An 11,010-nucleotide genomic window follows, 5' to 3' on the forward strand; every position below is an offset into this window, starting at 1 on the left:
CTGTCACGCCCCTTCGGCCACCCACGCCCCGCCCGGGCGCCCCTTCTGTGCCCCGCCCCGCTTACGCTCCGGCCCGGTCGCACTCCTGGCCGCGCAGCGCCCGCGCGAGATCGTCCCGGGCCTCCAGCACCAGCCGCCGCAGCGCCGGGGCCGCGTCCTCGTGCTCGCCCAGCCAGGCGTCGGTCGCCGCGAGGGTCTCGGGGCTGTCCTGGAGCCCGGGGAACATCCCGCGCACCACGTGCATGCCGATCTGGATGGACCGCTCCGCCCAGATCCGCTCGATCACCTCGAAGTAGCGGTGCGCGTACGGGGCCAGCAGCTCCCGCTGCGAAGGCTGCCCGAAGCCCGCGATGGTCGCCTCGACCAGCGCGTTGGAGAGCTTGTCCGACTCCACGACCGCCGCCCACGCCTGCGCCTTGACCGCTTCGGACGGCCGCGAGGCCAGGCACCGTACGTGGTGGCGCTTGCCGGACGCCGTGTCGTCGCGGGCCAGTTCGGCGTCGACGGCAGCCTCGTCGGCCGCCCCGTGCGAGGCCAGCGGCGAGAGGAAGGCCCAGCGCAGCTCCTGGTCGACATCGAGACCGTCGATCTTCGCCGTACCGTCCAGCAGCCCGCCGAGCAGCTGGAAGTCGTCCTCGGACGAGGCGACCGCCGCGAAGAAGCGGGCCCAGGTCAGCTGGTGCTGGCTGCCCGGCTCGGCGGCCCGCAGCTCGCGCAGCGCGCCCTCGGCCGCCGCCCGGCCGCCCTCCTCGCGCCACTGCGGTGCCGCGTAGTTGACCAGCGCGGACTGCGTCCAGGCGTGCAGCATCTGCAGGACGCCGATGTCGCTCTCCCGCCCGGCGTGCGTCAGCACCAGCGCGACGAAGTCGCGGGCCGGCAGAGCCGCGTCCCGGGTCAGGTTCCACAGGGCCGACCAGCACAGGGCGCGGGCCAGCGGGTCCGTGATGTCACCGAGGTGGTCGCGGAGCGTGGCCAGCGACCCCTCGTCGAAGCGGACCTTGCAGTACGTGAGGTCGTCGTCGTTGACCAGGATCAGATCGGGCCGCTCGGACCCGGCCAGGGCCTCCACCACGGTCCGCTCGCCGGCCACGTCCACCTCGGCGCGCGCGTAACGCGTCAGCTCGCCCTCGGGCGTACGCCGGTACAGGCCGACCGCGACGCGGTGCGGGCGCAGCTCCGGGTGCGAGGCGGCTGCCTCCTGGACGACGGCCAGCTCGGTGAGGACGCCCGCCGCGTCGTACACGGGCACCGGGGTGAGCACGTTGACGCCCGCCGTCTGGAGCCAGGAGCGCGACCAGGCGGTCATGTCCCGCCCGGAGGTCTCGGCGAGCACGGACAGCAGGTCCCCGAGCCGGGTGTTCCCGTACGCGTGGCTCTTGAAGTAGCGCCGGGCGCCTTCGAGGAACGCGTCGCGCCCCACGTACGCCACGAGCTGCTTGAGCACGGAGGCGCCCTTGGCGTACGTGATCCCGTCGAAGTTCAGCTTGGCGTCCTCCAGGTCACGGATGTCGGCCGTGATGGGGTGCGTGGAGGGCAGCTGGTCGGCGCGGTAGGCCCAGGCCTTGCGGTTGTTGGCGAAGGTGATCCAGCCGTTGGTGAACCGGGTCGCCTCGACCATCGAGAAGGAGCCCATGAAGTCGGCGAAGGACTCCTTCAGCCACAGGTCGTCCCACCACTCCATGGTGACGAGGTCGCCGAACCACATGTGCGCCATCTCGTGCAGGATGACGTTGGCCCGCCGCTCGTAGGCCGCAGAGGTGACCTTGCCGCGGTAGATGTACTCCTCGCGGAAGGTGACCATGCCCGGGTTCTCCATGGCGCCGAGGTTGTACTCGGGCACGAAGGCCTGGTCGTACTTCCCGAAGGGGTACGGGTAGTCGAAGTGGTCGTGGAAGAAGTCGAGGCCCTGCTTGGTGATCAGGAAGACGTCGTCCGCGTCGAAGTGCTTGGCGAGCCCCTTGCGGCACATCGCGCCGAGCGGGATCTCCAGCGTGGTGCCGTCGTCGAACGTACGGCTGTAGTGATCGCTCACGTAGTGGTAAGGACCGGCGACGACGGCAGTGATGTACGTGGAGATCGGCTTCGTCTCGGCGAAGGTCCACACCCCGCCCTCGTGCGACTCCTCGGCCCCGTTGGACCAGACCCGCCAGCCTGCGGGGGCGGTGACCTGGAAGCGGTAGGGGGCCTTGAGGTCGGGCTGTTCGAAGTTGGCGAAGACGCGGCGGGCGTCGGCCGGCTCGTACTGCGTGTAGAGGTAGACCTCGCCGTCCTCCGGGTCGACGAAGCGGTGCATGCCCTCGCCGGTCCTGCTGTACGCGCAGCGGGCGTCGACGACGAGGACGTTCTCGCCCTCCAGGAGCCCGTCCAGCGCCACCCGCGTCCCGTCGAACACGAGGGCCGGGTCGAGGGCCTTCCCGTTCAGCGTCACCGCGTCCACACCCGGCGCGACCAAGTCGGCGAAGGTGGAGGCGCCGGCCCGGGCGGAGCGGAACCGGATCGTGGTGAGCGACCGGAACGTACGCGGCCCCCCGCCCCCGTCCTCGCCGGGCGCGCCCCGCGCGCGATGTTTTGGTGGGTGGCGTGCGCTTTTTGCTGCCCAAAGAGCAGGCCATTCGGGACATCTGGCACTAAAGTGATCGCGTGCCCCGTCAATTGGGAGACCTCGAAGACGCCGTGATGACGCGCGTCTGGCAATGGAACCGACCGGTCACGGTGCGGGAAGTCCTTGAGGACCTTCAGCAGGAACGGTCCATCGCCTACACGACCGTGATGACGGTAATGGACAATCTCCATCAGAAGGGCTGGGTACGCAGGGAAGTCGACGGCCGGGCCTATCGATATACGGCCGTCTCCACCAGGGCCGCCTACTCGGCCGCACTGATGAACGAAGCCTGGTCACTCAGCGACAACCCCGCCGCCGCGCTTGTCGCGTTCTTCGGCATGATGTCCGCCGAGCAGCGCGAAGCGCTGCAGGACGCCGTTCGTATGGTTTCCCCCAATCCTGCGGAAACCGCCCCCGGCGGCCCCGCCGAAACCGCCCTGGGCAACCCCGCGGAACCGACCGCCGACGCCGCCGGAGATGACGTACCGACCGATGACGCGACGCCGGAGAGCGGGCGATAGCGTCGGGGCATGTCCTCAGAGCAGCCGCAAAGCGATCCGGAAACCGAACTCCATACCGACCCGTCGGTAAATAAGCCCGCCATCACCGTCCGGCGGGCCAGGACGAGTGATGTCGGGTCCGTGCGACGGCTCCTCGACGGGTACGTGTCCGGGGGCATCCTGCTCGACAAAGCGACCGTCACCCTTTACGAGGACATCCAGGAGTTCTGGGTCGCGGAACGCGACGAGGACGCGACCGTCATCGGGTGCGGCGCACTTCATGTCATGTGGGAAGACCTGGCGGAAGTACGGACCCTTGCCGTCGACCCCCGCGCGAAGGGCGCGGGAGTGGGGCATCACGTGCTGGACAAGCTCTTGCAGACCGCGCGATGGCTCGGTGTCCGGCGGGTTTTCTGCCTCACCTTCGAAGTGGACTTCTTCGCGAAGCACGGCTTCGTCGAGATCGGAGAGACGCCCGTCGACACCGATGTCTACAGTGAGCTGCTGCGTTCCTACGACGAGGGTGTCGCGGAGTTCCTCGGTCTCGAACGAGTGAAGCCGAACACCTTGGGCAACAGCCGGATGCTTCTGCACCTGTGATCTGCAGAAGGACCTGCAACCCTATGTCCGAATCGCGCACGTTTCCCGTCTTCCCGGGCTGCTGAACCTCTCCCGGGGGTTTGTGTTTTCGAGAGAAAAGCGGTTTCCTTTCCGCGTACTCCATTTTCGATGAAAGGAAATCCCGTGGCGCAGAAGGTTCAGGTCCTTCTTGTCGATGACCTCGACGGTGTCGAGGCCGACGAGACCGTCACGTTCGCCCTTGACGGCAAGACGTACGAGATCGACCTCACCACGGCCAACGCGGACAAGCTTCGCGGCCTTCTCGAGCCCTACACCAAGGGTGGACGTCGCACCGGCGGCCGTGCCGCCACGGGCCGTGGCAAGGGCCGTGCCGTGGCCGGCGGTAACAAGGACACCGCGGAAATCCGCCGGTGGGCGCGGGAGAACGGCCACAATGTGAATGACCGCGGCCGCGTTCCCGCCGAGATCCGTGAGGCTTACGAGAAGGCCAACGGCTGATCCGCCGTCCCTCTTGTCAGCACCCCTGTCGGCACCCCGGAACGGGCGCACGACAACCGGACCCGATGGCATTCCGTAGCCGCCGCGTCCACCAGGCGTACGAGATCGGGGGCACCCCCACCGCTGCTCCCGAAGCCCGCGAAAGCCGGCAGCACCGGCTCGGGCGCACGCCTCGGCTCTGGGGGCCGCAGCCACACGGCGGCCCCCGGCGAGGCCCCCGGGGCGCCCGGGAGAGGCGGGGCCGCGACACGGCCCCCCGCACCCACGGCGGTCAGGTCCAGCGCGACCGGACCCCACTCCAGCCAGTCGAGCAGCCCCGGCAGCTCATCGGCGCCGCCCGCGGCGACCAGCAGCCCCATCCGCGTACCGGACAGCAGCACGGGGCCGGTGCCCACCCCGCGCCGCAGTACGGCGTGGCCGGCCTCGGCGGGCAGCTCCAGCACATCGAAGCGCACCCCGGTGAGCAGATGCAGCGGATCCCGCCCCGCGGTGGCCCAGCCCAGCTCCTTCGCGTACCGCCGGGCGAGTGCGGCATCGGCGGAACCCGGATCGGCATCGGGCGACGATCGGGGCTGCGGGACGGTGGGGGTCATGTCCGATGAACCGCCGAACCGCCCCCGGAGTTACGCAGGGTCCGCGTTGCATCACGTTCCGTTCCGGCCATAGGGGCGCGCGAGAGCATTCAGCAGCGCAAGGTTGTTCGCCCGTAGCGGAGGGAACCGGGGCGCGCCGCATGGACTGTCAGTGATTGCGGGTAAGACTTTCCTAGTGGGAAGGGGCGACACGCAGGCCAAGGCGTCTCACGTTCGCCATCGGCGTACTGGCGAAAGGGGTATCTGCCTGGCCTGCGGGAACATCGTCTCGCACCATCGGGTTGGAGCAGTTGTCAGCTGTTCGGCAGTAAGAATCCCCGCCCGGCGCGGGGTGATCCGGACGGATGTCGGCAGTTGGAATGAGCTGTCCCGTCCTGCGGGACTAGCATGCGGAAGGACTGGGAGGGGACCGACCCCTCACTGACCGACCGCTCTGAGGAGCGATTAACGATGTTCGAGAGGTTCACCGACCGCGCGCGGCGGGTTGTCGTCCTGGCTCAGGAAGAAGCCCGGATGCTCAACCACAACTACATCGGCACCGAGCACATCCTCCTGGGCCTGATCCACGAGGGTGAGGGTGTCGCCGCTAAGGCCCTGGAGAGCCTCGGGATTTCGCTCGAGGCGGTCCGCCAGCAGGTGGAGGAGATCATCGGGCAGGGCCAGCAGGCTCCGTCCGGGCACATCCCCTTCACTCCGCGAGCCAAGAAGGTCCTGGAGCTGTCGCTCCGCGAGGCCCTTCAGCTGGGCCACAACTACATCGGCACCGAGCACATCCTGCTCGGCCTGATCCGCGAGGGCGAGGGCGTCGCAGCTCAGGTCCTCGTGAAGCTGGGCGCCGACCTGAACCGGGTCCGGCAGCAGGTCATCCAGCTGCTTTCCGGATACTCGGGCGGCAAGGAGACGGCGGCCGCGGGCGGCCCCGCGGAGGGCACGCCCTCCACGTCCCTGGTGCTCGACCAGTTCGGCCGGAATCTCACCCAGGCCGCTCGTGAATCCAAGCTCGACCCGGTCATCGGGCGCGAGAAGGAGATCGAGCGGGTCATGCAGGTGCTGTCCCGCCGGACCAAGAACAACCCGGTCCTCATCGGCGAGCCCGGCGTCGGCAAGACGGCGGTCGTCGAGGGCCTGGCCCAGGCGATCGTCAAGGGCGAGGTGCCCGAGACCCTCAAGGACAAGCACCTCTACACCCTGGACCTCGGCGCACTCGTCGCCGGTTCGCGGTACCGGGGTGACTTCGAGGAGCGCCTGAAGAAGGTCCTCAAGGAGATCCGCACCCGCGGCGACATCATCCTGTTCATCGACGAGCTCCACACGCTGGTCGGTGCGGGTGCCGCGGAAGGCGCCATCGACGCGGCTTCGATCCTGAAGCCCATGCTGGCGCGCGGTGAGCTCCAGACCATCGGCGCCACCACGCTCGACGAGTACCGCAAGCACCTGGAGAAGGACGCCGCTCTTGAGCGCCGCTTCCAGCCCATCCAGGTCGCGGAGCCGTCGCTGCCGCACACCATCGAGATCCTCAAGGGTCTGCGCGACCGTTACGAGGCCCACCACCGGGTCTCCATCACGGACGAGGCCCTCGTCCAGGCCGCGACCCTGGCCGACCGGTACATCTCGGACCGCTTCCTGCCGGACAAGGCGATCGACCTGATCGACGAGGCCGGCTCCCGGATGCGCATCCGCCGGATGACCGCGCCGCCGGACCTCCGCGAGTTCGACGAGAAGATCGCGGGCGTCCGCCGCGACAAGGAGTCGGCCATCGACTCCCAGGACTTCGAGAAGGCAGCCTCGCTCCGCGACAAGGAGAAGCAGCTGCTGGCGGCGAAGGCCAAGCGGGAGAAGGAGTGGAAGGCCGGCGACATGGACGTCGTCGCCGAGGTCGACGGCGAGCTGATCGCCGAAGTCCTGGCCACGGCGACCGGCATTCCGGTCTTCAAGCTGACGGAGGAGGAGTCCTCCCGTCTGCTGCGCATGGAGGACGAGCTCCACAAGCGCGTCATCGGGCAGAAGGACGCCATCAAGGCCCTTTCGCAGGCGATCCGCCGTACGCGAGCCGGCCTGAAGGACCCGAAGCGCCCCGGTGGCTCGTTCATCTTCGCCGGCCCGTCCGGTGTCGGTAAGACGGAGCTGTCCAAGACGCTCGCCGAATTCCTCTTCGGCGACGAGGACGCGCTGATCTCCCTCGACATGTCGGAGTTCAGCGAGAAGCACACGGTTTCCCGCCTCTTCGGTTCGCCCCCCGGTTACGTGGGGTACGAGGAGGGCGGCCAGCTCACCGAGAAGGTGCGCCGCAAGCCGTTCTCCGTCGTCCTCTTCGACGAGGTCGAGAAGGCCCACCCCGATATCTTCAATTCCCTGCTCCAGATTCTGGAGGACGGTCGCCTGACCGACTCCCAGGGTCGGGTCGTGGACTTCAAGAACACGGTCATCATCATGACGACCAACCTCGGGACCAGGGACATCTCGAAGGGCTTCAACCTGGGCTTCGCCGCCCAGGGCGACGTCAAGACGAACTACGAGCGGATGAAGACCAAGGTCAACGAAGAGCTCAAGCAGCACTTCCGGCCGGAATTCCTCAACCGTGTCGACGACACGGTGGTCTTCCACCAGCTGACCGAGGAAGACATCATCCAGATCGTCGACCTCATGCTCGCCAAGGTCGACGAGCGTCTCAAGGACCGCGACATGGGCATCGAGCTCAGTGGCGAGGCCAAGACGCTGCTCGCGAAGAAGGGCTACGACCCCGTGATGGGCGCCCGGCCGCTGCGCCGGACGATCCAGCGGCAGATCGAGGACGTCCTCTCCGAGAAGATCCTCTTCGGCGAGCTGCGTCCCGGTCACATCGTGGTCGTGGGCACCGAGGGCGAGGGTGACGACAAGACGTTCACCTTCCGCGGCGAGGAGAAGTCGGCTCTGCCCGACGTCCCCCCGATCGAGCAGGCGGCAGGCGGCGCCGGCCCGAACCTGACGAAGGACGCGTGACGCGCAGTTAGGGCGTGAGCCCGAGCGCGTGAGGGGCTGCCCCGGAACCGGTATCCGTACCGGTCCGGGGCAGCCCCTTCTTGCGTCTGCGGAGTGGCCCGGGTCAGTAGGACCTGACGGTGAGCCGGTCGCCCAGTTCCTCGGCCCCGATGAGGCGAGACTGCCTCAGCCCGGTCACCTCCACCTGAAGGTCCGGCCAGGTGTGCAGGGAGGTGAGGTCCAGGACGCGCCGCTCCGAGGCTTCCACGGTGAGGTTCGTGACTCCGGGGAAGAGCTTGCGCAGCACGCCCATGTCCTCGCCGTGGTGCGGGGCCGGAACCGTCAGGTGCTCGACTGCGGGGGCGTCATGCTTCGGGTCCGGCTGGTGCGCCCAGGGGAACGCGGTGAGGCCGAGGCGGGTGATCCGGGAGTGCTCCCGCAGGGCGGTAAGGGCGACGTCGAACGTCGTCGGCTCGGAGATCTCCAGATTTCTGAGCGATGTCCAGGCGCCGAGGCCGTCCAGCATGAGCGGACGCTGGTTCGTCACGGTCAACGTGCTGACGCCGGGGTGGGGAGCGATCTCGCTCAGCCGGTCGACCGCGAGCTGCTTCAGGCTGAGGTGTACCAGAGAGCTAAGGCCGGTCAGCGGGGCGAGGTTCCCGAGCCTTATCGTCCGCATGTCCAGAGTCAGGGTCATGAGCCCGTCGAGTTCGGTGAGCGGCGCCAACTCCTGGACCGCGGGGCACTGTGTGATGCCCAGTGCTCGCAGGGTGGCCTTGAGGGGGCTCAGGCAGGAGAGCCCAGCGAGCAGGGTGTTCGGGCCCACGCCGAGCACTTCGATCCGTTGGCCTTCCAGCGCCGCACCGATCTCCGCTTCGGGCAGGTCCCCGTGCAGCGACAGAGCGAACAGGGCTGGGATGTGCCGCAGCGCCCTCAGCCGACCGAGGTCGCTCACCACGAGGGCGGACCGTGGCAGATTGCAGTGGACCAGCACCTCGGTGGCGTACTCCTCGGGCGGAAATCGGTCCCACGCGTGCACGAGGGTGCTGTTGAGGCGGGGGTGGGCCCGTACCCACTCCTGGGCATGGGGGACGGCGAGGGCTCCTCCGATCCGCGTGATCAGCCGGGCCACGTTCTCGGCGCCGGGCCCCTCGTCGGGCACCTGCTGAGGCTCGGGCAGGAACTCCAGCGCGGCCGGTCCCAGCCGGGCCAGCGAGCGTACGTGGGCCTCGTCGGCCGGCGGGAACAGTGACGCCGTGCTGCGCCGGACCCGGTCCCGTACCGCTCCGTCCAGCCACGTCGCGTGCCCGGCGCACAGGGCGGCGAGGACGTGGAGGCCAGTGCGTTCGATCGTCCCGGTCGCCTGCTGCTGACCCGCGTCCAGCAGCCCTGTCACCAGCGCGGCCAGCTCACGCCGTCCGCAATGCCCCGCCGCCAGCAGGACCACGTCCTGCCAGGACTCCTCGCCGGAGTGGCGCAGCAGCTCGCCCAGGTGCTCGTCCTCGACGAGTTCCTTCGCGGCCAGGTAGTCCTGGAAGGTGCGGTGGATGAACTGGTAGGTGTCGTCCCCGTGTTCCTGGAGCAGGCCGCTGCGGTTGAGCAGATGGGTGAGGATCTTCTCCGGCGGGCCCTGGACGCTGACCCGTTCCATTCCGGTCAGGGCGCGGCGGAGCTGGCGCAGGGCCTGGGGCCGGGTGAACTCCGACTGGCCCTCCCGGACCAGCCACACGGCGATCCGCTGGAGGAGCTGGGTGGATTCCTCGATGTCCAGGGCGATGCCCTCGGGGTTTCCCATCCGGCGTCGGTCGTCCCGGTGGCCGAGCAGCATCTCCAGGGCCGAGCGGTACAGCTGCCAGCGGGTCTCCGGCAGGAAGCCGTCGCGGCGGCGGTGCAGGGCGCAGATCACCGCGCAGAGCAGCGGCGTACGTGCCAGGTCACGGAGCGTGGGGTTCTGGGCGAACTGGTGGGCGAGGTCGCGCTCCAGTCCGTCCAGCCGCTCGGCGTCGTCCTCCTCCGACAGCCGGGCCGCCCGGTGCCAGGAGGCCACGAAGGACTGGATGTCCTCGTTCCGCATCGGCAGCAGGCGCAGTTCCGCGAAGTCCTCGGAGCGCAGCCAGTCCGCCTCGACCGCGAGCGGCCGTACGGTCACGACGCACCGGGTGTCCGGGAAGCGGGCCAGGAGCTGCGAGAGCCAGGAATGGGCCTGCTCGCGCTCCTCCGGCGGTACCTCGTCCAGGCCGTCCACCAGCAATAACGCCCGGCCCGAGGCCAGAACCCGGCCCGCCCACCCCTCCGGGGCCGTGTCGATCGGCAGGTCCGCCGCGGTGGACAGCTCGGCCGGGCCCGGGAACGTCACCCCGCGGGCCCGCAGGGTGCGCAGGGGCACCACGAAGGGGACCAGGCCGTTGAGCGGGGCCAGCGCGTCGCCCAGGGTGCGGGCCGAGGCATGGGCGGCCAGCCACCACAGCAGAGTCGTCTTGCCCGCGCCCGCGTCGCCGCGCAGCAGCACCCGGGGGCGGTCGGCGAGGAGGTCGTCGATGCGGCGGGGGAGGGGCGGACCCGGGGCGGCCCGGTCCTGGGCCTGAGCTTCCAGGCTCAGGTAGGCGGTGTCCAGGTCCCATTCCCGGTCGTGGCGGCTCAGCTCGTCCAGGCCGAAGATCTTCGTACGGCGGTATTTGGCACCCAGCGCCTGCGCGTACTCCGCCTCGTACCGCAGGTCGCGCGGGAAGCTGCCGTGGACGCGTTCCTCGCGCAGCTCGACCCCGGCACGCCGGCAGACCAGCCGGAAGGGCTTCGCGGCGAGGACCGGACCCAGCGGCACGCACTCGACCCGGCGGCCGTCGCGCTGCCGGGGCACCTGGCGGGCCACGCCCAGCAGCACGTCCCCCATGAAGACGGGGCCGCCGGAGAGCCCGGACAGGGCGGCCGGCTCGTCGTCCGGGCGGGCGGCGGGCGCGCCATCCAGATCACAGACCAGCAGGTCGCGGACCTGGCCCGCCACGGGCAGGACCGTCGCCGTGTACTGGTCCGCCTCCAGCCGCCGGTCGGGGCCGTAGCGCTGGACGCGGGGGAAGCCGGTGATCTCGCAGCCGGGGATCGCCTGGCGGGTGTCGATCACGCCGAGCCGCACGGGCGGGGCGGCCCGCACCGGTTCGACGGCCTCCAGCAGGGCGACGTCCAGCTGGTAGTCGATCCAGGCGACGGTGGCCGGTATCCGGTCCGGGCCGGCGGCGGGCGCGCCATCCAGATCACAGACCAGCAGGTCGCGGACCTGGCC

Annotated in this window: 6 protein-coding genes and 1 pseudogene; 4 read left to right on the forward strand and 3 right to left on the reverse strand. The window is 69.6% G+C overall.

What is annotated here, in order from left to right; translation table 11 throughout:
* Positions 1-61: 61 nt before the first annotated feature.
* Positions 62-2,554 (reverse strand): annotated as a pseudogene (pepN, locus tag JS521_RS28955) (aminopeptidase N); the annotation flags it as partial.
* 122 nt (positions 2,555-2,676) lie between these two features.
* Here pepN and JS521_RS28960 point away from each other — a divergent pair.
* The 3 genes from JS521_RS28960 to JS521_RS28970 all read left to right on the forward strand — a co-directional run bounded on the left by JS521_RS28960 (position 2,677) and on the right by JS521_RS28970 (position 4,182).
* The gene (locus JS521_RS28960) at positions 2,677-3,123 is read left to right on the forward strand and encodes a BlaI/MecI/CopY family transcriptional regulator (RefSeq protein WP_239487985.1); all 447 of its coding nucleotides are present in this window, start codon (positions 2,677-2,679) and stop codon (positions 3,121-3,123) included.
* 9 nt (positions 3,124-3,132) lie between these two features.
* Entirely contained in the window at positions 3,133-3,702 is a 570-nt protein-coding gene (locus tag JS521_RS28965; protein WP_205085909.1) for an amino-acid N-acetyltransferase, read from the forward strand.
* Between the two features lie 144 nt (positions 3,703-3,846).
* Positions 3,847-4,182, forward strand: coding sequence for a histone-like nucleoid-structuring protein Lsr2 (locus JS521_RS28970; RefSeq protein ID WP_003968298.1), 336 nt, complete (start codon positions 3,847-3,849; stop codon positions 4,180-4,182).
* Here JS521_RS28970 and JS521_RS28975 read toward each other — a convergent pair.
* Positions 4,161-4,775 (reverse strand): SCO3374 family protein, encoded by a 615-nt coding sequence (locus tag JS521_RS28975; protein ID WP_205085910.1) that lies wholly within the window; start codon positions 4,773-4,775, stop codon positions 4,161-4,163. The genes JS521_RS28970 and JS521_RS28975 overlap by 22 nt on opposite strands.
* Before the next feature lie 450 nt (positions 4,776-5,225).
* Here JS521_RS28975 and JS521_RS28980 point away from each other — a divergent pair, with 450 nt between their 5' ends.
* Positions 5,226-7,754 carry an ATP-dependent Clp protease ATP-binding subunit gene (locus tag JS521_RS28980; RefSeq protein ID WP_205085911.1) on the forward strand — a complete coding sequence of 843 codons (2,529 nt, stop codon included), beginning with the start codon at positions 5,226-5,228 and terminating at the stop codon, positions 7,752-7,754.
* Between the two features lie 103 nt (positions 7,755-7,857).
* Here the strand turns inward: JS521_RS28980 and JS521_RS28985 are convergent, their stop codons facing one another.
* Positions 7,858-10,995 (reverse strand): NACHT domain-containing protein, encoded by a 3,138-nt coding sequence (locus tag JS521_RS28985; RefSeq protein WP_372448626.1) that lies wholly within the window; start codon positions 10,993-10,995, stop codon positions 7,858-7,860.
* Between the last annotated feature and the right edge of the window lie 15 nt (positions 10,996-11,010).

Origin of the sequence: Streptomyces durocortorensis (assembly GCF_016901035.1) — a bacterium.
Classification (GTDB): Bacteria; Actinomycetota; Actinomycetes; order Streptomycetales; family Streptomycetaceae; genus Streptomyces; species Streptomyces durocortorensis.